This is a genomic window from Ensifer sp. SSB1, assembly GCF_016652895.1.
GTDB lineage: Bacteria > Pseudomonadota > Alphaproteobacteria > Rhizobiales > Rhizobiaceae > Ensifer.
In genome coordinates, this window is sequence record NZ_JAEPRP010000036.1 from 9,825 (window position 1) to 35,617 (window position 25,793).

General features: G+C 57.3%; 22 protein-coding genes and 1 pseudogene. 7 read left to right on the top strand and 16 right to left on the bottom strand.

Features of this window, described 5'->3' with window-relative positions; all coding sequences use genetic code 11:
- The 16 genes and pseudogenes from I8N66_RS11585 to I8N66_RS11660 form a co-directional block, all read right to left on the bottom strand.
- The coding region (locus tag I8N66_RS11585) for an ATP-binding cassette domain-containing protein (protein ID WP_291153776.1) at positions 1–681 on the bottom strand (681 nt) is incomplete at its 3' end.
- A gap of 65 nt (positions 682–746) precedes the next feature.
- Positions 747–1,598: a glycine betaine ABC transporter substrate-binding protein gene (locus I8N66_RS11590; protein ID WP_291153779.1), complete on the bottom strand. Its 852-nt coding sequence runs from the start codon at positions 1,596–1,598 to the stop codon at positions 747–749.
- A 78-nt stretch (positions 1,599–1,676) separates the two neighbouring features.
- A pseudogene (locus tag I8N66_RS11595) lies at positions 1,677–1,931 on the bottom strand (FAD-dependent oxidoreductase); the annotation flags it as partial.
- Between the two features lie 242 nt (positions 1,932–2,173).
- Positions 2,174–3,691 carry an aldehyde dehydrogenase gene (locus I8N66_RS11600; RefSeq protein WP_291153782.1) on the bottom strand — a complete coding sequence of 506 codons (1,518 nt, stop codon included), beginning with the start codon at positions 3,689–3,691 and terminating at the stop codon, positions 2,174–2,176.
- A complete protein-coding gene (locus I8N66_RS11605; RefSeq protein ID WP_291153785.1) occupies positions 3,684–4,595 on the bottom strand; it encodes a dihydrodipicolinate synthase family protein in 912 nt (303 codons plus the stop codon). Before I8N66_RS11605 ends, I8N66_RS11600 begins: the two co-directional genes overlap by 8 nt.
- Positions 4,592–5,302, bottom strand: coding sequence for a GntR family transcriptional regulator (locus tag I8N66_RS11610; RefSeq protein WP_291153788.1), 711 nt, complete (start codon positions 5,300–5,302; stop codon positions 4,592–4,594). The genes I8N66_RS11605 and I8N66_RS11610 overlap by 4 nt, the downstream gene beginning before the upstream one ends.
- Before the next feature lie 153 nt (positions 5,303–5,455).
- Positions 5,456–6,508 (bottom strand): proline racemase family protein, encoded by a 1,053-nt coding sequence (locus tag I8N66_RS11615; protein WP_291153791.1) that lies wholly within the window; start codon positions 6,506–6,508, stop codon positions 5,456–5,458.
- Between the two features lie 86 nt (positions 6,509–6,594).
- Entirely contained in the window at positions 6,595–7,575 is a 981-nt protein-coding gene (locus I8N66_RS11620; protein WP_291153794.1) for an ornithine cyclodeaminase, read from the bottom strand.
- Positions 7,576–8,400: 825 nt separating this feature from the next.
- The gene (locus I8N66_RS11625; protein WP_291153797.1) at positions 8,401–8,889 is read right to left on the bottom strand and encodes a hypothetical protein; all 489 of its coding nucleotides are present in this window, start codon (positions 8,887–8,889) and stop codon (positions 8,401–8,403) included.
- 341 nt (positions 8,890–9,230) lie between these two features.
- Positions 9,231–10,499, bottom strand: coding sequence for a glycerate kinase (locus I8N66_RS11630; RefSeq protein WP_291153800.1), 1,269 nt, complete (start codon positions 10,497–10,499; stop codon positions 9,231–9,233).
- Positions 10,500–10,502: 3 nt separating this feature from the next.
- Positions 10,503–13,478 carry an NAD(P)-dependent oxidoreductase gene (locus I8N66_RS11635; RefSeq protein ID WP_291153803.1) on the bottom strand — a complete coding sequence of 992 codons (2,976 nt, stop codon included), beginning with the start codon at positions 13,476–13,478 and terminating at the stop codon, positions 10,503–10,505.
- A gap of 180 nt (positions 13,479–13,658) precedes the next feature.
- Positions 13,659–14,318 (bottom strand): amino acid ABC transporter permease, encoded by a 660-nt coding sequence (locus tag I8N66_RS11640; RefSeq protein ID WP_291153806.1) that lies wholly within the window; start codon positions 14,316–14,318, stop codon positions 13,659–13,661.
- Positions 14,315–14,959, bottom strand: coding sequence for an amino acid ABC transporter permease (locus tag I8N66_RS11645; protein WP_291153809.1), 645 nt, complete (start codon positions 14,957–14,959; stop codon positions 14,315–14,317). The genes I8N66_RS11640 and I8N66_RS11645 overlap by 4 nt, the downstream gene beginning before the upstream one ends.
- Positions 14,956–15,723 carry an amino acid ABC transporter ATP-binding protein gene (locus tag I8N66_RS11650; RefSeq protein WP_291153812.1) on the bottom strand — a complete coding sequence of 256 codons (768 nt, stop codon included), beginning with the start codon at positions 15,721–15,723 and terminating at the stop codon, positions 14,956–14,958. Before I8N66_RS11650 ends, I8N66_RS11645 begins: the two co-directional genes overlap by 4 nt.
- A gap of 212 nt (positions 15,724–15,935) precedes the next feature.
- The gene (locus tag I8N66_RS11655; protein WP_291153815.1) at positions 15,936–16,835 is read right to left on the bottom strand and encodes a transporter substrate-binding domain-containing protein; all 900 of its coding nucleotides are present in this window, start codon (positions 16,833–16,835) and stop codon (positions 15,936–15,938) included.
- A 154-nt stretch (positions 16,836–16,989) separates the two neighbouring features.
- Positions 16,990–18,015, bottom strand: a complete 1,026-nt coding sequence (locus tag I8N66_RS11660; RefSeq protein ID WP_291153818.1) for a proline racemase family protein — start codon at positions 18,013–18,015, stop codon at positions 16,990–16,992.
- A 266-nt stretch (positions 18,016–18,281) separates the two neighbouring features.
- Here I8N66_RS11660 and I8N66_RS11665 point away from each other — a divergent pair, with 266 nt between their 5' ends.
- From I8N66_RS11665 to I8N66_RS11695, 7 genes are all read left to right on the top strand, one after another.
- A complete protein-coding gene (locus tag I8N66_RS11665; RefSeq protein WP_291153821.1) occupies positions 18,282–19,214 on the top strand; it encodes a LysR substrate-binding domain-containing protein in 933 nt (310 codons plus the stop codon).
- Positions 19,215–19,454: 240 nt separating this feature from the next.
- Positions 19,455–20,339, top strand: coding sequence for a LysR substrate-binding domain-containing protein (locus I8N66_RS11670; protein WP_291153823.1), 885 nt, complete (start codon positions 19,455–19,457; stop codon positions 20,337–20,339).
- 445 nt (positions 20,340–20,784) lie between these two features.
- Positions 20,785–21,135 carry a hypothetical protein gene (locus tag I8N66_RS11675; RefSeq protein WP_291153825.1) on the top strand — a complete coding sequence of 117 codons (351 nt, stop codon included), beginning with the start codon at positions 20,785–20,787 and terminating at the stop codon, positions 21,133–21,135.
- 202 nt (positions 21,136–21,337) lie between these two features.
- The gene (locus I8N66_RS11680; protein WP_291153829.1) at positions 21,338–23,002 is read left to right on the top strand and encodes a gamma-glutamyltransferase; all 1,665 of its coding nucleotides are present in this window, start codon (positions 21,338–21,340) and stop codon (positions 23,000–23,002) included.
- Positions 23,003–23,038: 36 nt separating this feature from the next.
- Positions 23,039–23,335, top strand: coding sequence for an antibiotic biosynthesis monooxygenase (locus I8N66_RS11685; protein ID WP_291153832.1), 297 nt, complete (start codon positions 23,039–23,041; stop codon positions 23,333–23,335).
- Positions 23,336–23,483: 148 nt separating this feature from the next.
- Positions 23,484–24,731: an ABC transporter substrate-binding protein gene (locus I8N66_RS11690; RefSeq protein WP_291153834.1), complete on the top strand. Its 1,248-nt coding sequence runs from the start codon at positions 23,484–23,486 to the stop codon at positions 24,729–24,731.
- A gap of 132 nt (positions 24,732–24,863) precedes the next feature.
- Positions 24,864–25,742 (top strand): branched-chain amino acid ABC transporter permease, encoded by an 879-nt coding sequence (locus tag I8N66_RS11695; protein WP_291153836.1) that lies wholly within the window; start codon positions 24,864–24,866, stop codon positions 25,740–25,742.
- Positions 25,743–25,793 lie beyond the last annotated feature (51 nt).

The following is a 25,793-nucleotide window of genomic DNA, read 5'->3' on the forward strand; positions in this document are numbered from 1 at the left end:
GAGTTCGCGAAACTCGTCCTGCAGTTGGCGGCGGATCAGCGGGTCGAGCGCACTAAAGGGCTCATCCATGAGGATGATCTCAGGATCGGCAGCGATGGCGCGAGCAAGACCGACGCGCTGTTGCATGCCACCGGAAAGCTCCGACGGGTACCGTTCGGTCCAGTCAGCAAGGCCGACCTTTTCGAGCGCCGCACGCGCCACGTTGTTGCGTTCGTCCCTGACCACGCCGCGAACCTCGAGACCGAACGCGGCATTTTCCAACACGGTGCGATACGGAAGCAGGGCGACGCTCTGGAACACCATACCGATGTTGCGCGCTCGCATGTCCCTTAGCGCGGCGCCGTCGAGCGATGCGATATCCTTGCCCTTGACAATCACCTTGCCAAGGCTCGGCTCGATCAGGCGATTGAGTAGACGGATAAGCGTCGACTTGCCCGAACCTGACAAGCCCATGATGCAGAAGATTTCGCTGCGGCGTACCTGCAGGTTGGCATCGGAGACGCCGACCACGCAGTTGAATTCTTTAAGAACGTCCTTCTTCGAAAGGCCGCGCTTCTCCACCGCCTCGATAGCGTCGGCCGCGCGATGTCCGAAAATCTTCCAGACCGACCGGCAGTCGACCAAAATTTCATTTGCATCGGTTTGCGCAGTGTTCGTCATGTTCCCTATGGGCCGGTTCATGATCGGCTCTCCTTTGTCCGGATGCCGACGGACCGCCTTTTGCAGAAAGCGATCCGTCGCGTCGATTACTCGTCCTTGATGTTTTCCCAACGCTTGATGAGGTCGGAATGACTTCCAATCCAGTCTGCCACCGCTTGGTCCATGGTCTTGCCGTCGCTCACCGCGCCATTGATCGCTGTGATGTCGGCGAGTGGGACGTACACGCTCGCGAGCACTTCACGGGCATGCGGATTCTCTTCGGAAAAGCCCTTGTGACCGATCCAGTAGTAGCTTTGCGGCGGCGGATAGATGCCCTTCGGGTCCTTGAGGAACTTGACGGGATACTTCTGCATCATCCAGGACGGCTCCCAGATTGTGACAGCAATCCACTCCTGCCGATCGATGGCAGACTTGAGCGCGGCCGTCATTGCCGCGGTGCTGCCTTCGACGAGTTGGAGCTTGAGGCCGTATTCCTTGACGGCATTGCCAGTATCACGCATCAGGCCCGAGCCGGGCTCAATGCCGACGATCTTTCCGCCGAACTTGTCGGCATTGTCGTTCAACTGCTCCATAGAGTCGATCGTGACGTAGTCCGGCACAGCGATCGCCTGATACAATCCATGCGAAACAGGCGAGATTTTCTCAAGCCGGTTCTTGCTTTTCTCCCAGTAGTCTTGCGCAACATAGTCGGTCTGCGATGTGATGATCTGGATGTCGCCCTTGCTCAGGGCAGCATAGGCGATGCCCCATTCGGAGAACTCCACGACCTTAACCGTGTAACCCTTGTCTTCCAGCACCTTCTTGGTAATGCCGGTAATAGGCGTCAAATCCTCCCACGACATTGTGCCCATGGTGATCGTCTTCTCTTCGGCATGGGCCGACAAAATCGTCGCCCCAACCATTGCCGCAGCGCAGAATGCTTTCCATAACATTTTCATTGTCGCATTCCCTCTTTTCGTTCCCATTATCGTTCAAAACCGGCTTATTGTACGGTTCTGATATTGCGCGGCGAGGAACTATCCCTCGCAGCCCGCACGCAATTCCTGTAGCCGGATCACCGAATTGATTCCGAGCGACGCGAATGGCGACGGCGGTATCCGAGCCGGCATCTGGTGATCCATGTATTGGCCGATTTCGCGAGAGATCTGGCCTGTTTCGAGGTTCGAAGACATAACCCCGGCGAGCGTACTTTTCACGGTGCTGAGACCGTTTGCGCAGCAGGCGGAGAAAGGCCCCTCCTCCACCTCGCCAACGGCCGGAACATGGTTTCGGCGCGAATTGCGCTCCGCCGACCCCTTTCCAATCTCACTCGACTCTAGCACGGCGATCTTATCGTGCTGACGAACTTCCAGAAGGTGGCGAGCCGCAGAAAGACCCGCAAAGCCCGCGTCGAAGATCGGCCAGTCCGCCGTCACACTGCCATCGAAGCTTCGCGCTAGGCACGAACACTGGTTGATCGCCTCCCAGCCCGTAAAGCGATTTTCTACCGGCAATCGTCTGACGGCGCCGGCGTTCATCGTATCGTCTCGTCCACCGAGCGTTCCGAGACGTCGATCCAGATCGTCTTCAGTTCGCAATAGTTGTCGTGAGCGAAGACCGACTTGTCGCGCCCGCCGAAGCCGGACTCCTTATAGCCGCCAAAGGGCGTCGAAGCGTCACCTTCGCCGAAGCAGTTAACCGTAACGAGACCGGCGCGAATGTCTCGGGAAAGCCGGATCGCGTTGCGGAGGCTCCCGGTATAGACCGACGCTGTCAGGCCATAATTGGTGTCATTTGCGAGGGACACGGCCTCGGCGAGATTCTCAAAGGTCGTAACCGACAGGATCGGGCCGAAGATTTCTTCTTGGAAGAGGCGGCTTGCCGGCGACACGCCGTCGACCACCGTCGGCTCGATGAAGGCACCCTCATAGGTATTCCCACCTTCCACAAGGGTCAGTTTCTCGTTGGCTACATCGTCGAGGAAGGATTTAACCTTGTCAAAATGGCTCTTGCTGACGAGTGCGCCAATGCGGTTTTCCGGATCAAGCGGATCGCCGGTCTTCCATTCGCGCATGTAAGCTCCGACGCGTTTCAGCAGTTCGTCCTTAATGCTGGCATGGACAATCAAACGGGAAGTTGCTGAGCAATTCTCACCCATGTTCCAGAAGGCGCCGTTGACCACCTGTTCGGCGACGAGATCGAGGTCTTCTGCATCGGCCAGCACGACGGCCGGGTTTTTGCCGCCGCACTCGAGGACGACCTTCTTGAGGTTCGAATCTGCCGCATAGCGTAGGAAACGGCGGCCAGTAGGCGTTGAGCCTGTGAAGGCCACCATGTCGACGTCCATGTGTAGGCCGATCGGCTCACCAACGTCCTTGCCGCTGCCCGTCACGACATTGAACACCCCCGCCGGAATGCCCGCCTCATGAGCGAGTTCGGCAACACGCAGCGTCGTCAGCGTGGTTTCCGCCGCCGGCTTCACCACGACCGAGCAACCTGCGGCAAGCGCCGGACCGATCTTCCAGGCAAGCATCAGCAAAGGGAAGTTCCACGGCAGTACACAGCCGACCACGCCGATTGGTTCGCGGACCACCATCGCCAAGGCGTTCGGCCCGACATTGTTGGTGTTGTCGTAAAGCTTGTCGATCAACTGCGCGTGCCAGCGGATCGTATGGATCGTATCGGGAACATCGACAGTCTGGCATTCGCGCACCGGCTTGCCACTATCGATGCTTTCCATGACGGCCAGTTCATGGCGGTTGTCCTCCAGCAGTTTGGCGAACTTGAGGAGCACGGCCGCGCGGTCACCTGGCGATTGCTGGCGCCAGCGGCCATCCTCGAATGCTTGTCTGGCCTTTGCGACGGCGAAATCCACGTCGCTGGCATCGCAGGCCGCGATCTCCGCCAACACATCGCCCGTGGCGGGGTTGATTGTCGTGAACGTCTTGCCGGAATTGGTCGGCCGGAAGGCTCCATCGATAAAGGCGTTGGTAGGCAGCTCAAGTCCGGCGGCAATCGCCTTGTATTCGGTTGCAGTCAAGGGTTCATGCATTGTTGGCTCCCGACGTAATCAGGGCGACTGTGCGCTTCAAGGTGGAGACGACAGTCTGGAGGGTTCGCTTTTCTTCGGAATTCATGGGACGCAGCGGTGCGCGGACCGGGCCGGCCTTAAGCCCGATAATTTCGCAGCCATGCTTGATTGACTGCACGAACTTGCCGCCTTCAAGGAAATCCATGAGCGGCAGCATCGCCGCCATAATCGCCCGGCCTTTGTCGAAGTTCTTTTCGAGGACGCAGGCCTCGTAGAGCGCGACATGCTCGCGCGGCAGGAAGTTCGAACCAGCGCAAACCCAACTCTTCGCACCCCAAGCGAAAAACTCTAGCGCTTGGTCGTCCCAACCGCAGGAGAGCGCAATATGTGGGAACTTTCGTGCGAGCAAGTGCAGGTTTGCCGTCTCGCCGGAGCTTTCCTTGATGGCGACGACGTTCTTCGACTTGCCGACCCGCGAAAAATACTCCTCGCCCATCATCACGCCCATGCGGGCAGGGTAGTTGTAGAGCATGATTGGCAAATTCGCCGCGCGGTCAATCGTCAACGCGTGGACGGCGTTTTCCTTTTCTGTCGGCAGCGCGTAGGGCGGCGAGGCGACAAGAATGGCATCCGCGCCGATCTCCTTCGCCGCCTTGGCGTAAGCAACGGAATCCTCCGTGCGTGTCGCACCCGTGCCGATGACGAGAGGGAGTCGGGTTCCGATTACTTCCTTGGCGTAGGCGCCAAGATCGATCCGCTCCTGCGAAGTTTGGGCGTAGTACTCACCGGTGGAACCGCCAATGATGATGCCGTGCACTTTCGCTTCGATCAGCGATTCCAGCACGGCTGCGAACGCCCTCTTGTCTATCTGCCCGTCCGGGCAGAGCGGCGTTACCGCCGGAGTATAAATGCCTTCGAATTTCAAGATTGTTTCTCCATCTCGTTAGCTGGGCCTTCCACGAGGGCATCCGCCTTCATTCCTGTAGGCGCGACAAACATTTCCATGTTGGAACGCGACAATTCCCAATGCTCGAAAACGAGATCGACTACAGCATCTTCGTCATGGGCGGCGATTGCCGCGATGAACCCATCATGGTGCTCAACCGACAGCTGCAAGCGCCGGCGCATGTCGTCGTTGCGCGGTCTGAAGACAGTGTGGCCAATGCGGGCGTGATCGATCAGCAGCCGATCAAGGCTTGGCTTCAGAAATACATTGCCAGACATCTCGCCGATGATCTCGTGAAAGCGGTTGTTCTCAAGCACCATAGAATCCGGGTCGCCAGTGATACTTGCGCGACGGAAGCGCTCCTGAGTGTCGCTTAGGTCGACAAGTTGGCTCTTCTTGAAGTTTTGAACTGCCAATCGGCCGATTGCCGCGTAGACCATCGGAGCGACTAGAAAGAACTGCCGGAGTGACTGGTGTGTCATAGGGCTGACGCGCGCGCCGCGGTTTGCCCGAATTTCAATGTATCCCTCGCCTTCGAGGCGACGGAAGATTTCGCGAACCGGCGTCCGCGAAAGACCATAGCCATCGCCGATCGACCCCTCATCGAGGTCCTGGTCTGGCTCAAGCTCCATAGTCAAGATCTTCCGCTTTATGTCTTCGTAAAGCCCGTCTTTTCCGCCTCTCACGGCTCCCTCCCGACTATCGCATTCCACACCAGAACAGCCTGACACACCAAGGCGACGGAGTCAAAATTATTGTATAACGAGTGTATACTTATCTTATACGTTTCCGGTCGGAACCTTTAGCCGGGACCCCAAACCTATTGAGAACAATAATAGTCAGGCCCAGATGTCACCGAGCGTGAAACCCTCGGGAAATGGGTCGTCGCTGTCCACGACAATCGTATTGAACCCGTGAATCCAGCTGGTCCCACTAAGCGTAGGGACGACTCCGGTTCGCCCAGCGACCTCCACTTGTTCGACCAGGCGGCCCGTGTAGACTGTGCCCACGATGCCCTGGTGTCGAAAGTCCTGATGCAGTGGAAGCTCGCCCTTCGCGTGCAAGACTGCCATCTTCGCGCAGGTCCCCGTACCGCAGGGGCATCTGTCGATGGCGCCCGTCCAGGTCGAGGGATCGTCCCAGGAGAATGTGCCAGAGGACATTGTGACAGCATTTTTCCAGTCGGCTTTCGGATCTTCAGTTGGCCCGGTGAGCTGCGACACTGTGATACCGACGCCCGGATAGTCCGGATGCGCGACTGGGAGTTGCTCGATTGCCGCCTCCCGGATCATCGAAGACACCCGGGTGATCTCACGGCCATGTTCCGGTATCAGCTCTAGGCCCTTGAACTGCCTGACGTCGGCAATAACGTAAAACATGCCACCCCAGCCCACGTCGACTGTAATCTTTCCGAGATGGGGAACATCGATAACGGCATCTAGATGCACCGCAAAAGCGGGTACGTTCTTAAAGGTCACATTCTTGACTTTGCCTCCGCTGCACTCTGCCTTGATACGGATAAGTCCGGCGGGGGCCTCCAAAACCAACTCCGTCACCGGCTCCTTCATGGGCAGCATCCCCATCTCGAGCAACACAGTCGCGACGGAGATTGTATTCCCGCCCGACATCATCGGATATTCGATCTGCTCTAGAATGATATAGCCTGCATCGGCTTCGGGATGGCACGGCGGAACGATGATGTTGCAGCAGTGCGCGGGATAGCCACGCGGCTCACGCAAAAGAAGCTTCCGAAGTCCATCGTCGTTCTCTTCCAGCCACTTCATCTTTTCATAGACGGTTGCACCGGGAATGTGCGGAATGCCTCCAGTGACAACCCGCATGGGGGTTCCGCCGTGGGTCTCGATAGCTTGAAGTGTTCTCTTGAAGGCCATTTGGAATTCCTGCTCTTTTGCTCGTCTACCTCGGCCGCTTGGCCAGGGCCCGAGAAAAAATGTGAGTTGATTGAAGGGTCGGCGCGCTACTGTTTGGCGCGCGAAACCACCTCGGCCACATAGTTCGCGATCATCAGATCAAGATGGGCGCCGCCACCATTCTTGAACACCGTGATATCAGATGCGCTCCCGCGAACCGGCCTACCTGCCGCCACGAGATCGTAGAGATCGCCGAGAATATCGGTCCGCGATATCACACCCGAAGCGATCGGCTGGGTGAGATCTCCGACAAAACTGACGGTTGTATCGCGAAAGTCGACATAAATCTTTGCCTTGGCGATCAACTCGTCGTCCGACTCGCGCATGTCCGGCGTGAACGCGCCGATGAGATCGACATGCGTTCCCGCTCGAACCCACCTTCCAAGAATAATTGGTTCGCGTGCCATGGTAGCAGATGACACAATATCAGCGCTTGCCGCCGCCGACGTGAGGTCTTCTGCGACGGACAGATCCGGGCCGAGATCATTTAGCGAGGAGACGAGTTCCGCTGCCTGCTGTTGACGCCGAGCCCAGATGGAAATTCGCTCGAGACGAGGAAAAGCTGCACTATAGGCCCGCGCCAGGTTCTTAGCTACTGCGCCGGCGCCCACAATCAGCAGGTGGCGACTTTCCGGGCGCGCCAAGATTTCTGCAGCGAGAACGGAATCCGCCGCTGTCTTGAATTCAGTGACCAGCTTGCTGTCGATGACGGCGCGGAGCGAGCCGGTCTTGGCGTCGAACAGAAGGACTGCGCCCTGAACCGACGGCAGACCCTCCGCGGCATTAGCTGGCAATACTGTTTCCGCCTTCACGGCGTAACCGAGATCCTCGATGAAGGCGGCACGATTGAGCAGCAACCCTTTGCTTGGGCCAATCAGAATGTCGGCCTGATTAGGGCGCGCTGAAGCATGGCCGGCACGGATCGCCTCGACAGCACCGCGCCACGTTAGGAGTGGCGATACCGCATCATAAGACATCAAACTCGGCGGATCGACCGATAGCACACCACGAAGGTTCGATGATGGCATTTGGATGTTCCTGATTACTGCGAGAACCTACTCGCGTCGTGATTTCAAGGTCGCACGACGCTCCCACCGAGTCAAGAGATTTGTATAATCTTCGTATACACACATTATACGATAACTTCCAAGTTGCATTACGCCCCGCGCATCGAAAGCGGCGCGTCAGCCATGCTGGACGAGTTCTCACCGCAAGACCCCAAACGTTGTTTGTCATTCAGCAACAGGTTCTCGACCGTTCACGCGCAGATGTGGATGAGAGGTCACATGTGCGCGCGCAGAGTCGGGCCGACCGCGAAAGCAAATGAGTTCCGCTACGGTTCCAGGAGCGTAGACGACATTTTCGTGCCTCTGGAGACGAAATCGAAGACGACTGATATAAATTCAGATTATGTCAAGGCTTCATCCTATGAGCCCTCAACTCATTCACTGTTCGTCTTCGCGGCCGCAACCAGGGCAAGCTGAACTTCAGCTCGCGGTGGAGTTGAATACGCAGCCGAGCATCTAACACGCGATCAAGACGCTTGATCGCCATTGCAATGTGGATTCGTTCGTGCGCGATAACCGGGGGGAGCTTACCGATGCGGGACGATTGCCGAACGACAATATCCGGTCAGGCTTTCAGCGGATCGAGCGGAGCCGGAAGACAATCCCACTAACGATGCGCCATACATTACTGTCGCAGCTTCGACGTCACTTGCAGCCAATCGGCTGGTTCCCAAACCGTCGTCTTTCCAGCAGCGCCATCCAGGCATCAAGATCGTGACGACCGGTCGCGACCGTCTCTTTCGCAGAACGTCCCGTCCGGCATCATTCTATTTCTGAGGTTTGTAGTCAGTCGTACAGACCATCGTCTATCATCAACTCGAAGTGCAGCACGTCCGGTCGAGACCCAGATGCGAGGCCCAAGCCGTTCATACCATCTGCTATGGGCTCAAGGCATCCATGAAGGTCTGCTTGATCTTGATATCGGCGACTTCGGTGAACGTAAGATCGCTTCTGCCGAAATAGCTTTCTGATTGGTTCCCGACCAGTCGTTGCAAACCAGCTTGTAGCGAACTTTCGGCTTCGGTTTGTCGGGCTGGCATAACGACAATCGTCGGTGCGGGCTGGAAGTGCGATCTCGCCATCCTGATTGCAGCGTGCAAGGATTTCCTCCAGTGCCGTTGCAAGGACTTCCGTTACCATCAGCTTGCCAACGAACCGCAGGCAGGCATTGAAGTCATAGCGGCGCACATCACCTGTCGGCAGTCCCGCGCCGAGGGATGTATGCCCGATAAAACCGATATCCGCCCCGGCTTTTGCTGCGTTAATGCCTGCCACCTTCCAGCCTGCGTCATTGCCTTGTCCGTCTCGCCGATCGTTGCAGGCTCCTCTGCGGTCAGATGGCGTTCGAGAGTGGAAGCAATGAGAGAGCTGAGTGTAGGAGACGAAGCCGCAACGCTATCGATCGCGACCCGTTCGATCACAGGTGCGGCCCCGGGCTAACAGCGATGCAATCGTCATGGCTGTAGACCACGCGCCGGTGTGAACGTAGCGCGCGATCCTGTTCATGCACGAAATTCAGGTGATCGTCACCGTGCGATGAGCAAGGGGTAGAAAGCTACGGTTACAGCCTCGGCCTCTAATTCCCAGCGGCGCGCTGTAAGCGCCTGGGCGAGACCCTACTCAACGAGAATCGCCCTAAAATCATTAACGTTCGTGCCGGTCGGGCCCGAAGTAAAGAGGTCGCCTATCGCGTTGAACGCCGACCAGGAATCATTGGTATCCAGCAGTTTTCGGGCATCAACCGATCGCGCAGCCAACTTCGCAACGGTGTTACCGTCAGCAAAGGCTCCCGCGTTGTTCTCGGATCCGTCAATACCATCGGTGTCGGCTGCGATCGCAGTGATTGCACTCTTGCCGTCAATGTCAATGGCAAGCGATAGGAGGAATTCGCTGTTTCGCCCCCCCTTACCGTTTCCGGCAAGCGTAACCGTCGTCTCCCCGCCAGATAAAAGAACGACCGGCTTGCGGAACGGCGCGTTCCGTTCCGCCACCTGGATCGCGAGGGCGGCGTGCATGTGCGCGATTTCCCTTGCCTCCCCTTCGATTGCATCAGACAGAACGATCGCTTCAACACCACGGCGCCGCGCCTCGACAGCCGCCGCCTCCAGTGAGACGCCGGCCGATGCAACGATACGGACCTCGTTTCCGCTGAACCGTGGATCGCCGATGTGCGGGGCGGCGGCGGCATCGCTTTGCAGATGCCGCATGACTGCCTTAGGCAAAGTGAGCCGATAGCGCTCGACCGTACGAAGCGCGTCATGCCTCGTGGTGTCGTCCGGCACTGTAGGGCCGGAGGCGACAAGCGCCGGATTGTCACCCGGTATATCCGATATGATGAGTGACACAACCTTCGCAGGATGTGCTGTCGCGGCTAGCCTGCCTCCTTTGACTTGCGACAGGTGTTTTCGAACCACGTTCATGGCCGAAATAGGCGCTCCGGACGCAAGGAGTACGTCGTTGACCGCAATCTCATCCGCAAGCGTCAGCCCCTCGGGCGGAGCCGGTAGCAGCGCCGAGCCACCGCCAGATATGAGGGCGATCACTAAATCGTCGGCCGACAGTCGGTTAACGGTCTCCAGAAGCCGCCGTGAAGCGACAAGGCCAGCTTCGTCCGGCACTGGATGGGAGGCTTCAATGACCTCGATCCTGTCACAAACGGCACCAAAGCCGTATCGTGTAACGACGACTCCGCTTAGCGGACCATCCCAACAGCTTTCCAAGGCCCTTGCCATCTGCGCGGCGCCTTTTCCCGCGCCGATGACGACGGTGCGGCCCTTTGGCCGCCCCGGCAGATGTGCTGCAATCACCTTCCGCGGATCAGCGGCCGCAACGGCAGCATCGAAAAGCGAGGCCAGGAACGATCGGCGTTGATCGGGTGCCACCACGGTTCACTCTTCCGCTGGCCCATAGAGGCCGAGTTGATCAAGCAGTGCCCGCTGCCGGTCGACACTTTCGACGAGCAGACCATTGTAACGCTCGGTTATCCGACCGCGATGGTCCGCGTCGGAGACTGCAGACAGAGCGCCTAGGATCGCGGCGACATTTTCCGACGTCGTTCGCAGCTCCTCCAGGAGTTCGCGCTTGCCGCCGACCTCCGCAAACGCCCGCTTCGTTACCCGACCAATCCCGACGGGCGCGCGAGCGCCGGCTGACACATAGCCCTCCGGCAGGTCACCCTTGAGGTTGGTGACCGACTTGAACTGGATGACGTCGAAGATCTGGTCGACTGCCTGTTTCGCACCGGTCACTCGCGAGGGATGATCGGTGTCGGCGGCGGCATGCGGGAGCAACTCAAGCCTGCCCTTGTGACGCTTTTCGAGTGGCAGATAAGGAAGCATCGGTCCACTCAGACTGCCGGTAGTGGCGTCCTTGAACAGGTCCGCGTCGATTGCCGCGTGTGCAATCTTGCCGGACGACAGCGCTTGGTCGAGCGCGATGGCGTCGACGACCTCACCGCGGTCGTAGTTGACCAGCACCGCGCCATCGTGCATCGCACCTAGCACTTTCACATCGACGGTTCCCGCGTTGGAATAGATGCCAGTTGCCGAGTCCAGGCGACCGAGACCGATATGGACCGAGAGCACGTGGGCACCACTCGCCGCCGCAACTGGACTTGCCGCATAGTCGAAACCTTCTGCCTCGATCCAGCGCCTGTGATGCTCGCGGGCATAGATCGCCACCGTCATGCCGAACGCCTTGGCGAGCTTGGCGACTTCGCGTCCGATATTGCCGTAGCCAAGAATGGCGATCTTCCGCCCCTCGAGCTTGGCAGTCGGAAAGTCCTTGAGCTGCCGGCCAGTGTCGAAGTCACCCTCTGCAACCATCCGGTGGAGCGCATCGACAGGCAGGTCAGGCACGCCCCTCAAGATCGCCTTCATCGCCATCTGAGCGGTCGCCCGGCTGTTGATACCAGGCGTGTTCATCAGCGGCGCGCTGCCACCCTCGCCGTTGCCGCCTCCCCAAGAAGCCGACCCCATGTTGCCGGTTCCAGCGCCAATGCGCACGCCACCGAACGGGAAGACAGAGGCCTTCGGGATGAAGGTCGCCGCGGCGATCAGCGCATCGTACTGACCCTTGTCGGTCAGCGGGAGGATTTCTGCCACGGTGCTGAGATTCGGCTGGTAGAAGAAATGGATGCGGCCCTTCTCGAGAGCGGACCGGTCGCCGAGCGGGCCGAGATGGAAGATGCCGCCTTTCTCTTCTACATAGGTCTTGATTTCGCTGTGATCCGGCTGACCCGCGGCATTGAAGCGCAGGCCCACAAGATCCGCTATCAGCACGGCGTAGGCGCGCGTTGGATCGTCTTTGCGAACGGCGCCCTCTTCCTTGACCGGGGCTTCGAAGATCACGCCGCTCTTTGCCATCTCCTCTTCAAGAACAACGACCTTGGCCCGCAGGTAGGCGTATTGGAGATTCTCCAAGAGTGCGATGATATCTTCCGGCTCGCGAATGCCCCCTACCCAAGCGCGGTAGTCGCCTGGTGTGCCGGGGAAGGCATTGACGTAGCGCGCCGCGTCCAGGCCAGGCTCATGTTCACCGTTCGGATGGGTAATTCCCTCATAGCCGAGCAACTGCTTTGAGCGGGCAATGATGCGGGCGTGGATCTCGGGATCGGTGATGCCGTCGTCATTGACCTTCAGAAGCGTCACAGCCGCGCCGCGCCGTTCGGGGTTGGTGACCGTCAGGGAGAGAAGCGGATGCGACTGGATCCACTCGTCGATCACCTTACGATTGGCGGCAGAACGGCGGTTGAGCTCAACGACAGAGCCGACACGCGCCTCCGACTGCAAGAGGCCGAAGGTGGTCTCGGCAAAGGCGAGCGCGCTGTAGGTGTTGATGACGCCGCCCAGCATCCGGTCTTCGGCGGCATCGTAGAATGGGCCGGCATCCACGGAGCGCTTCGCCGAAAGCGGTTGCCTAGGATCGATCGGCGGCGCGATCTTCAGCTGCCGTGGAATCGCCCAAGCCGGATTTTGCTGGTTCTTCTCGATGAGAGCCAGGGCATGCGGCGTGAAGGAGGCAACAAAATAACCCGAAACCCCGCCGATCGCTTTCTGAAAGGGCATGAACAGGCAGCACTTCGCCATCACGGCGGCAACCAGTTCCGGTTCCCACGGCATGGCGCCTAGCATTGATGTAGCATCGAAAACCGCATGGCGGTTTTCCGGATCGCCGTCTATCCAGCTCAGGAGTTCGCGAACCTCGCGGCTAGTATAGGCGTTTGCTCCCGTCGTCTCGTGGCCGACACCGACGAAGATTGAAACGCCGAACTCGGAAAGCTCAGCTGCCGTCGGAATCACGCCTTCGGAGGCGGCGAAGTGGATGCGGCTCTCGCAGCCCTTTTCGGCAAAGCGCTGCATTTCGATCAGCTGGGTTGCCCAGGACTGGCGGAAGAACCCCGCCGCCTTCGAGGGATCGCTCTCCGGTTTGGGGGTATCAACGTAGACATGCTGGGAAGCGTCATTCGCGTTCAACAGATGCTGGACGCAGACAGTGTAGCCGCTGTGACCACCGCCCAGTCCCACCGCCATTCGGTTCGACTTCGGAAAACCGAAGTACCGATGGATTGCTCGCATCATGTCGGTCAGAATTTTGTCGGCCGGATAACCGCGGTGCATGCTCCGGGAGATCTCGGCGGTTGTGAATCCTCCGATGTCGTTGCCCTTATCATCGTACTTGCGATAGGTCTTTTCTATCCAGGCGTCGAAGGCAATTCGCCGCAAGCGGCTGTCGACTTCGTCAGCGGTCGCATCCGTTATAGGCCCAACCCCGAAAAATGGGTTTGACGGTAACTTGGGAGCGCCCGAGCGCGTCAGCCTGAGTGCATCAAGTCGTTGTTCCTGCATTTGCGCCATGTTTGTCATGTGCCGTCCGTCAATCTTGGAGGAGGTTTCGTCAGTAATAGTGGATCGTTTTTCGGGAACAGAACGACGTGTTATGCGTCGAACAACACACGTTTTGCGCCATCGAGTTTTGATAAAATTTCGTCCATTGCGCTCTTTACGTCGCGATGCCCTGCACCGCGCCACTTCCTCAGGAGCCGTTTATCGCGCGTGCACGTGATATCTGCGTTCGAGAGCGGAAACCATGATCGAGGCTGGAATACAGAGCAGCGCATAGAGTATCGCGGCAAGGCAAAGGATCGGCATGTAGCGGAAGGTATTGGTCCCAATCATGTAAGCTTGTGAGAGAAGCTCAGGCAGTGCGATTGCGAAACACAGCGACGTAGCCTGCAAGAGGCTGACGGCGAAGCCGAGCAAAGCAGGGGCAGCGACAACCAGTGCCTGCGGCACGATAATGAAGCGCAGCGTATCCGTTCCGTTCATGCCGGTCGCAATAGCAGCTTCGCGCTGTCCCTGCGGTACCGCTAACAAAGCGGCCCTTATGATCTCGCTCGTGTAAGCGCCCGTGTTCCAAGCAAGGGCCGCCACCGCGGCGACAAACGAAGAAAGTGTAATGCCGGCGTTCGAAAGGCCGAAATACCAAAACTGAAGGAGAATGAGCGCCGGGGCACCGCGGCCAATTTCCACAAGCATCATCGACATCCAATAGATCGGCCGGGACCGCGATTGAACGCCAAGGGCCAGCAGCAGGCCCAAAGGCAGTCCCAAGACAAGTGAAAGCGATGTCACTTGGATGCTTACGACGAGGCCGTCCAGCATCGTCGAGAGATTGTCAGACCAAAATTCGAACAGTTCGCTCATCTCGCCACCCTCGAACGCAATTGAGCATCCGTGTATCGCGCTAGTGCGGCTATCGGGACACTGAGAAAAATGTAGAGGAGGCCAGCGAATGCAAAGACCCTCAACCCTTCGAACTCACGCCGGGAAACAAAATTCGCCTGGAAAGCAATATCTGCAACGCCGACCGTCGACGCGATCGCAGTATCCTTCATCAGACCGATCAAGTGTGTGGCCATCGACGGGATGGCGACCCTTACCAGTTGAGGCGCAACAACGTCGTAGAACGTCCACCAGCTCGAAAAATTGAGCGCTCGGCAGGCCTCCCATTGCCCGTGATGGATGCTTGCAAGAGCGCCTCGGTAGATCTCTGCCATGTTCGCCGCCGTGACTATCCCAAGCGCGACGATCGCCGCCTGAGCTCCGCCAACTTGAAGGGGCCCGGAGCCCAGGCCGAAGTAGACGAGAAAGAGCCAGACGATGGGCGGAACCGACCTCACGAACATGATCAGTGACGAGGCCGCGATTTTGATGACTGGCACGCGGGAGACACGCAGTAAGCAAAGGGGTACGGCAAAAGCCGCGCCCAAGGCAAAGGCGCCGGCCGTGACGACCACGGTCCAGAGAACCCCGTCGACGACGATAAAATACCAGCCAGGCGTCATCTGTTCTTTACCGCGTTCAGGAAGAGGCGGGCGCGTTGAGAATGCGGATTCCTCATCACCTCTCGGCTGGGTCCCTCCTCCACGATGCGTCCGTCTGCCATGACGACGACCCGATCGGATACCGTTTCGGCGAAATGCATTTCGTGAGTGACAACGATCATTGTCATGCCGCCGTCGGCGAGTTCTCGCATTACGTTGAGAACTTCAAGCCCCAGCTCTGGGTCAAGTGCGGATGTAGGTTCGTCGAAAAGCATGATCTCAGGATCAAGCGCGAGTGCGCGGGCGATCGCGATCCGCTGTTGTTGTCCCCCCGAGCAGCGCACGGGATATTCGCTTGCTTTGCTCGCGAGCCCGACCCGCGAAAGGAGTGACATCGACCTCTCGTCGGCCTCCACACGCGAACGACCGAGAACGCGCTGCTGAGGCAGACTTACGTTCCGGAGAACGCTCATGTGAGGAAACAGATTGAACGACTGAAATACCATGCCGGCAGTGCGACGGAGCTCCGTCAACTGACGTCGGGTAGCGACAATTCCCGCGTCGATGGTAATCCCGGCGAGTGTTATTGAGCCACTTGTGGGAGGTTCGAGCTGGTTGATACATCGAAGCAGCGTGCTTTTCCCAGATCCGCTTGGTCCGATCATGGCCACCACTTCCCCCTCGCCGACTTCAAGATTGATGTCGTTAAGTACCGTGAGCGTGCCGAACGCTTTGCCCACCCCAGTCACCTTGAGCATAGACCCCGAGGGGGACGCTTTTTTCATATCCAGTGTCCGGAGTTGCTGGCCCGACAATGCAGGTTTCAGTGACGGGGCCGAGCATGTTGACTCATCTCCCGGCAAACCGGTCGTGCCTTTTATAGCTGAAATCATGTTCACGAACTTCCAGATCGCCTGCCGAGATCCAAGTTGGTTTAGGCCCGCCGGTCATGACGGCGGCGTCAGAGCTGCCGGGCAAGCCCGGCAGCTCTGTTCCGTCACTTCACCATGCGCGGTTCTCCGACGTTTGCGAGCGATTTGTCGAAGCCCGCCTTTTGGAGATCGTCGGTAATGGCCTCGCGCGTACTCCCGATGCTTTGATCGAGCGCCTCCCCGAGCGACTCGTTATCCTTGGTGTAAAGGATTGTTCCCTGCGACGGTTGCAGAGTGGCTTTGACCCTTTCGTCCGGCGTGGCGAGCTTGATCTGAATGCCCTTGTACGCTCCTGTCGCCTGCTGGCTATAGACGCCGAAACTGTAGGAATCGAAGGCGACATCGACCCGCCCACTCTCCAGATCTTGCGCCAGCGACACCGCGTTCGGATATAGTTTCAGTTCGGAGCCGAAGACCTTCTGAAGGTCGGCGACCCATTGAAATCCCTGAATAGTCCCAGCGGACTTCCCCTCAAAGTCAGCTACGGCAGCACTGCCATCCCGTGAAAGGACGCCCATGGGATCAAGATATGTTGGTGCGGAAAGACCCATCACCTGGGAGCGTTTTTCGGTCCTGGCCCAACTTCCGATCGCGACATCGGCTTTGCCGCTGATAACCGATTGGATGGTCGCCGCAGGATCCATGACAACATACTTCACCTCGAGGCAGTTCGCCTTGGCCGCACGCTCGACAATAGCCGCGTCAATTCCCGTCACGCCGCCATCAGATGAGACGACAGAAAATGGGGGGTAGTCGTAGGCGGCAACCGTCATTACGCCTTTGTCGATGGTCGTGGGTGTTGTGGCGCAGTCGGCTGCGACCGCAACGGAACTGACTGCGCACAGGGACGCGGTGACCAGAATCTTCAAAACGCTCATTTTAATCGTTCCCTTTGTTCTTTGAACTTTTTTGGTAAGCGGCGATGCTGTCTGTTGTGTCATCGGGCCAAACAGGACGCTTTCCATTGCCAGAAGCGCGCCACTCATCATTCCCGCAGGAGCCCGGCCCGTTCTTGGGTCTAACAGCGGGGATCTTATCTATGTCGTCGTTCGAAGCTCCTTCCGCTGAGTTAGTTGATGCAATGCCGAGCGGCACGCAACATTACCGTTGCGACAGAAGCTAGAACCAAACGTCCGAAAGGATATGCCCCTGAGGATAGGGATCAGTCGGATCGAGCCCGTATTGCCCCATGCTCGTTATCCATGCCTGTCCTGCCACAGTTGGAACGATCGCATCACGACCAGCGACTTTGGTGGTGTGTTTTACAGTGGCGACGAAACTCGTTCCAGCAAGTGAGATGTGTTTCAGGCACTCGCCCTCCTTGAGGACCCCCTTGGCGTGAAGCACAGCCACTCTGCCCGAAGTGCCTGTGCCGCACGGAGAACGGTCAATTCTGCCGTGCAAGACAACCGTCGCGCTTTGGCTCTCCAGAGTATTTCCGGACCTGATGACCGGTCCCTGAAACACTACGTTCGACACACCGGAAATCTTGCCGTTCTCCGGATGGACTGTCTGCAACTGTTCATTTACCGCTGCTTTGATCTTCAATCCGACCGCACATAGTTCGCGCGCTTCTTCCGGCTTGAGGCTGAAGCCCAAAGCGGCCGCGTCGACATACGCGTAGTTCATCCCGCCAAATGCTGTGTCGACCGTGACCGTCCCCAAGCCCTCGACCTCGACCTGTTTGTCGAGCTCATAAACGAAGCACGGGATGTTGGTGAACTCGATCTCGGTTGCCTTACCGTTGTCACAGGTGCACTTGCACTCGATAACACCGCCCGGCGCTTCCATCCGGAGGGTCGTTACCGGTTCTTGCATTTCCACTATCCCAGTTTCCAAAGCGACTGTGGCCACGCAGATGGCATTGGCTCCGGACATGGGAGGATATTCGGTGCTCTCCAGGATGACGAAGCCGAAGTCTGCGGACGGGTCACAAGCTGGCAGAATCAGGTTGGCATTGACGTACGGCGCACCGCGGGGTTCAAACAAGGTCAGCTTGCGTATGTCGTCGGCGCGGGTCTCAAGATATTCCATTTTTTCGAACATCGTCTTCCCAGGAACGTCTATTACTCCTCCGGTAATGACATTCCCCACCTCGCCGGCGGCGTGGCAACCGACAACCGTGAAGCATTTCTTCCAGCGCATGAAATCTCCCAACATAGGACCAAACTAAACGCACCGTCTCCGAATATCGGCTCTCATATCGCGCGCAACGACCCTCCGCCGGCGAGGATGATCTGCCGGAGGGGTGGTTATGAATTCCGTATCTGGCACTGGACGACGCTGATAAAAGAAGGGAAGCAACCCAGTATCCTCTGCAGGTCGGCTCCCATCCGTTTCATGATGTTTCTACAACAATCGAACGTACGTGTGATCTTGCAAAAAAATGCATCACCTCATAACTTGCAGTTATGCATCGCCTCAGAGACTTGGTACCGTCCGCAAATTACCTTTTTGTTTTCGAAGCCGCAGCGAGACGGCTGAGTTTCACTGCGGCCGCTCAGGAACTGCACGTCACTCAGCCCGCAGTGAGCAAGTCGATTAAGCTTCTAGAAGAGGCGACGGGTCTGAAGCTGTTCCGACGGGAAAGTTCACGCCTCGAATTGACTGCGGAAGGCCAGCGTTTCTATGCCGAAGTTCAGGGATCACTGGATCATCTATACAAAGTGATAGCCACGCTCCAAAAAACCCCGACGCAGGAACTCGTCAGGGTTTGCTTTTCCGCGTCCTTTGTTCAGTTCTGGCTTCTTCCTCGGCTGCATGACTTCAAGGAGCGGTATCCGACTGTCGCCCTGCGTATCGAAGAGAGCAGCCGGGACGACCACAACCTCAATCAGGAAGATATCGACGTATCTGCCCGACTTGGCGACGGAGGTTGGCCCGGGATTGATTCCTGGCCCATTTTCGAAGAGGAGATCATGCCCATTTGTAGCCCGGATTACCTGTCCGGTATGCGACCGGCAACATGTGTGGCTGACCTTATAAATTATCACCTGCTGGACGTCGAAGAGCCGCATCGCGCCCGCACGACATGGCGGGCGTGGTTGCTTCAACAAGGAGTTCCGATATCCAACGTGAGATACGCCTCGGTCTTCACTGACATACTCGGCGCAATCGAGGCGGCAGTCCACAGCCAGGGCATCGCATTGGGTTGGAGGCACATAGTCGACAGCCACTTGAACGCGGGCCGCCTTGTCGTCCCCTTCCCGGTACGCCATCGGACGGGTCATTCCGTACACATCACAATGCCCGGCCTTCGGCCACGAAAGCGAGGCGCCGAACTTTTCCGTGATTGGCTGCTGGAGCATTCAGACCAGCATGTCTCTGTACGCGACAGAAAATAGAATGCCGGCTGAAAAATTCCGAAAACGGCATCTAAATCTTCTGAAGCCCGTTCGCTTCGCGATCGGGACTTCCCACAAACCTTGCGGCATGCTGCCCCTAATCTCCGCCCCTGTTGTCACCTCGATGTGGACGACGGCTAACTGAACTCTGACACCATTGGGCAGGGCCTTGCTTAAATTGCTGGCATCATGAATTCTGAGGCAGATTTTCTGCTCCCTCCGTACAATGCGAGTTAATTCATGATCACAATCCGTCAGATCGAAGCGTTTCGCGCGATCATGACCACTGGGACGGCAACCCAGGCAGCATTGTTGCTTGATATCTCACAGCCAGCGGTAAGCCGCCTTATCTTTGATCTCGAGGAAGCGATCGGCTTCAAACTCTTCATCCGAAGCAACCGTCAGCTTCAACCGACCCCGGAAGGAGAGGCACTTTACGACGAGGTTCTGCGTGCATTCATCGGGATCGAGCATATTTCGCGAGCAGCAACGGAGATCGGGGCGAGCCGCAAGGGGCATGTTCGTCTGATCTCCATTCCGGCACTCGTCGGTTCGGTGGTCACCAAAGCCATAGCTGAATTCGGCCGCCAGTATCCGAATGTCCTAGTCTCGCTTGAGGTCGAGCCCTCCCATCGTATTTTCGATTGGGTCCTGTCGCATCATGCAGATATCGGATTTGCGACAATCAACTTCGACAGCGACGCGGTAATATCCGAACTGGTAGCGTCCACGCCGTCTCTCTGCCTCGTCCATCGGACGAGCCCGCTTGCGGAAAAGGAAGTAATCAAGCCGCAGGACCTGCTCGAATTGCCCTTTATTTCATTCAAGCCTGACACGCTGTTCCGACACCGAGTAGACACCGTGTTCCGTGACGCCAAGGTCGAACGTCGCCTGTCGGTTGAGGTTAGATCCACCGAGGCGGTTTTTGCGCTCGTAAACGAAGGTGTCGGAGTCTCGGTGGTGCAAGGAAGCTTCCATGCAACCGAGCGCTTCGAGAATGTCGTCGCGAAACCGTTCGAACCTAAACTAGACGTGAATCTAGTGGCATTTTACAGTCGGAGAGCACCGCTTTCATTTACCTCGGAACAGTTTCTGAGCGTGCTGCGCGCGACCATGGCAACGTAGAAATCGCGAGTGGCGACAGTTGCGATCGCCTGGCAGGGGTCATCCAGTTTTCTTCACACTCGTTCTTTGTGCCCCCGCTTTTATGCTGGATCCGATGGGTAACTCTCGCGGGCATCATCAACGTGACTTTCGAACGACGGCCGCGCTAAGCCCAAGCATCTCCTGGGCGGATTGAGAGTGGTTAAGCGGCGTGCACGCGGCCTATTTATTGGGCATCGCATAATATCGCTATTCAGCAAATACTTAGCGCTGTTTTCGACCAAGGTACGCTCTGCATTTGTGCACGGCGATTACTTCGATTTGCGCTTTACAGCGTCAAATTTCTGACATAACATCATGTCTGTAAAAATCATCTCTGACATACATAGATGTTATGTATTTGCCCGAATACCACGTTTCGCGTGGATGAGGCTCGACAAGACGCAGCAAGACAAGGGAGTCGCACATGAGTGCCAAGCCGTCTTCAAATGTTGGGACCAAGGTCCTCTTTGAGAATGACAAGATCAGAATCTGGGACTTCCAGTTAGAGCCGGGCCAGTCGACTGAGTTGCACAGGCATTTGCACGATTACTTGTTTGTCTATGTAACTCCCGACAACGAACTCTCGATCACCGTTCCCAACGGGAAGAACTATGTCCAGAAGTCGCCCGATGGGCATGTCGGATACTTTGAACTTGCCGATCTCGAAGATCCGCAGATGACGCACATGGCAACCAATTCCGGAAAGCACCACCACCGCCAGATAGTTGTCGAGCTTTTGAATACCCGTCGCGACTATCCGCCAAGCGACAAATAAATACGCGAGAATTAACGAATATCTCTGTTGAAGTAGCGAGGGGGGTTGAGAGTTGACGGCGCATTCCAGCACAATGTCCAGCCGGGCATCTTTTATGGAGCAGGGTGACCGTGTCCGCCCTAAGACGACTAGGCCGACGATTTATGGTCTGAATTCCGTGGTCTCCACGGGCCACTGGCTCACGACGCATGCGGGTGTCCGGATGCTTCTCTCCGGGGGCAATGCGTTCGATGCGGCGGTCGCGGCAATGTTCGCTGCGGCAGTAGTCGAACCAACCTCATCGTTCTCGTTTGGGAGTGAGGCTGTGTTGACCTTCAGCGAGGGCAAGTCAGGCAGTGTCGGCGCTCTTTGCGGACAGGGCGTAGCGCCTGGAAAGGCGACGCCCGCCCATTTCGCTCAGCTCGGCATGAACGTCATCCCGACCGGGCCGGGACGAGATGCGCCTCTGGCGTTCACTACACCCGGAATGTTCGGCGCGGCACTCGCAATGCTCTCCAAGTTTGGAACTAAAGGCTTCGGTGATGTCATAGAGCCCGCCTTGGAGTATGCGGGAACCGGAATAGTGAACTACGAATATATGGCATCCCGCATTGAGCCGGCCTCTCTGTCGCAGTTTAATCTATTCCCTCCTGGTGGTGCTGAGATTTTCTTTACAGAAGGTCAGGCAAACAAGGCGGGAACGAAGCTGAAGCAGCCCGCTTTGGCCGCGACCCTTTCCGCACTACGCGACGCAGCTGAAGCTGCCGAAGGCACTCGCGAAGACAAAATCGCAGCGGCTCGTCACTGCTTCTACTCGGGAAATGTCGGCAAGAAAATCGTCGCCGAAGCGCAAAAGGTGGGCGGCCTCATAGAAGACAGCGACATGAGCGCTTATCGGGAATCCTTCGAAGAACCAGTCTCGACCTCTTTCGAGGGCTACGAGATACATGGTCAGTCGTTCTGGTCCCAGGCACCTGTCATGCAGCAGACGCTCAACATCCTTGAGGCCTTCGATCTCCGCGCACTCGGCCATAATTCAGCAGATTACATACATACTGTGACTGAAGCACTGAAGTTGGCGTTTGCTGATCGTGAAGCCTTTTACGGAGATCCGAAGTTCGCGGCGGTTCCGGCGGCTGGGCTCCTGGACAAGAAATATGGTAGGACGCGCGCGAAACTGATCGATCTCGCCCATACGTCAATGGAGTTGCCTGATCCGGGCACGCCTTGGCATTACTCTGGAGAATCTCCGCAAGATGTAGTTCCCGTGAACTGGTCAGGCGTGGACGGGCCATTGGAGAAGATCGAGACCGGGACAACGCATATCTCTGTCATCGATTCCGACGGCAACTTCGTAGCGGCCACGCCAAGCGGGGGAGCCTTCGGCAAGTCGGTTTTTTTCTCGGAGCTTGGTTTCACGCTCAGCACGAGATCGGAAATGTTCAATCTGGTTGCCAACCATCCAAATTGCCTGGCACCGGGGAAGCGGCCCAGAACAAGTCTCGTCAGCTACATCGTGACGAAGGATGGCCAACCGGTGATGACCGTGGGCTGCCCGGGCGGTGACGCTCAGGTCCAAGCCAACCTGCAGATTTTCCTGAACATCGTTATCTGGCAGATGACCCCCCAAGAAGCGGTCGAGGCGCCTAGATTCTCTACGCTCAGCATCCCGAATTCCTTCTATCCGCACAACTACCTGAAGGGACAATTGGCGATCGAGCAGGGGTTCGAGCCACGTGTCGTCGATGATCTGAGCAGCCGTGGCCACATGGTCGTAGAGGTGGCGACCTGTGGCATGGGAGCGACCATCACCGCGCGCAACAACGATACCGGTGTCCTTGCGACGAGTTCGGATCCTCGTCGGGCTTGCTACGCATACGGATGGTGAAATTTAAACACTGCACATTTAGGTGAGGTACATCTTATGGCTCATCATGTCGTCGCTCACATCACGGTGAGACCAGAAGCTCGCGGCAAGTTCTTAGAACTGCTTGGCAATCACGTAGCGCTCTCTTTGGAAGGCGGAGGTTGCGAGGCATTCGACGTCAGGCAAGACGTCAATGATCAGTGCAAGCTCGTTTATGTGGAGCGTTACACAACCAAGGCGGCATTCGACCGACACATCACCTCTCCCAGAGTCATGAAATTTTTGGAAGAAACCAGCCAGTTTCTCGCGAAGCCAGCGGACTTTGCAGAGTACGAGGACCTCAGGAGTATGTAGTTCAAAACCAACACTTTTCCGCTTGTGCAATCAAACAACCAAAAAGGGGAATAGAATGACAAGCTCTAGTAACGGACAAACTGCAGTTGCGCCAACACGCCGGTCCTTCATTCGTGGAGCGCCTTTGGCGGTAATAGGTGGAGGAATGTTGGGTGCAGAGATCATCTCTGGCAGCAACGCACATGCTCAAAGCAGCGGAGAGCCTATTCCGATCGGATCTATGCTTCCTTTGTCCGGCGCGGCAGCGTCAGACGGTATAGGCGGTCAACAGGGTTTTGAGATCGCAATCGAAGAAATCAATGCCATGGGCGGAATTCTCGGGCGCCCACTCGAACTGAAGGTGATCGACTCCAAGAACATGGCGGCCGAAGATGTCCTGTCAGCCACTAGTCGCTTGATCGACAGTGACGGCGTGCACGCGATGCTTTGCTTCTACAACATCGGCCCAAACAATGCTGAATACGAGCCTATCGCAGATGCCGGCATCATCTACATGCATTCGAACACGCTTCTGCAACACCAGCAAACGGTTGAGAAGGATGCCGAGCGCTATTTCGGCATTTTCCAGACATGCGGTCCGGAGATCTCCTACGGGGCAAACCTTCCTTCGGTTCTTAAACAACTGAAGGAAGAGGCAAAGTGGAAGCCATCAAACAACAAGATCGCGATCGCCGCAGGATCCTCACCCTACAGTATGGCGATCGCCGACCAAATGGCTCAGGTTGCTCCTCAATATGGGTTCGAGGTCGTTTTCAAAGAGGTCGTGCCGACACCCACGACTGAATGGGGGCCTGTGCTCGATAAGATGCGGGCCTTGGACCCTGCGGTCATCGTCAACACCCACTTTTTTGCTGGAGATCTGGCCAACTTTCAAAGGCAGTTCTTCGACAATCCTACCAACAGTCTTGTGTACCTCCAGTACGGGGCACTGCTGCAGTCGTTCTCCGACATTGCCAAGGAGTCGGCTGTGGGTGTGCTGACCTCAAGCATGACAGGTATCATCCCTGACGAGCGCGGCAGCGCCTTCATCCAGAAGGTCAAGGACCGCTACGGCGACAAGGCGAACTTTGAGCCCGCGGGGGTCACGTACAACATCATGTATCAGTACGCGATCGCCGCGTCGATCGCAGGCGGTACCGGAGAGCCTGGCAACGTTGAACAGAACCGCAAGATCGCAGCCGCATTGAAGGCCTTCCCCTATCGAGGTGTTCTCGGTTCGGTCGCCTACCATCCGAAGTCCCAGTATGCCGTTCCGTATCCCTCCGCTACGAAAGATCCTTCGCTCGGACTTCCGACAATGACCTTCCAGATCCAAGACGCGAATGGGACACGCGGGCTGATAAATCCGTCACCATACGCCAATGCGGAGTTCGCTCTGCCATCTTGGTTCAAGTAAGGTACGCAATCCCTCGGTGATCGATGGGGCGCCGGCGACTATCGCCATGATCCCCTTCAACTGGAAGCTTTGATGGTTAAGTGGGTGCGCGGAACTGCGCGCACCCACACGGCTCGAGCATTGGGAACTACGATGAACTTGATAGCAGGAATATTGCTCAACGGTCTCGCACTGGGTGCGATGTACGCGATGGGCACCATCGCGCTCTCAGTGGTCTGGGGGTCGCTTGGAATGCTGAATCTCGCGCACGGAGCAGTCTTGGCGCTTGGCGCATACGCTGCCGTACTCGGCGTCGAGCAACTGGGACTGCCATGGTGGGCAGCAATGGCCCCAGCCATCGCCGTTGGTGCCGCCGCAGGGCTGATCCTATATTTCGTGATCGTCAAATGGCTTTATCTACGGCCAAATTTCCCGATCAATACAGTCATAACGACCATAGCTCTTGCAGCCTTTATCGAGAACGCCGTTACACAATCGATCGGAGCGCAGGCATGGTCGCAACCGTTTCGTTTCGATGGCTCATTGAATATCGCGCAGGTTAACATCCGTATGCAGCCGCTGGTAGTCCTGGCAGCTTCGCTTCTGCTGACCATTGCGATTTCCTACGTGCTGGCAAACACTAAACTCGGGCGCACCGTTCGGGCCGTGTCGCAGCAACGAGATGCTGCGTCTCTGATGGGCATCTCGGTGCCTGTCGTCTACGCGAAGATCCTGATGCTGACCGGCGTGATCTCAGCGGTGTCGGGCGTCCTGCTCACTGGCATGACAACGGTGTATCCGACGGTTGGTGCCGAACCCACCACCAAGGCACTGATCATTTGCGCGTGCGCCGGGCTTGGTAGCCTTCGGGGCGCGACTGCCCTCGCTCTTACATTCGGCATCATCGAAGTCGCGGTGCAGTACACCCTTGGCGCCCGTTTTGGAACCACCGCCGCGCTGTCCATCGCAATTCTTCTTCTGGTCTGGCGACCCTATGGGTTGTTCGGCGCAAGCTCAGGGGGGCGCCTCTAATGTCTCGTCCAGTTCATCCGTCAAAAAGAAATGCCGTTCGAGACATACTGG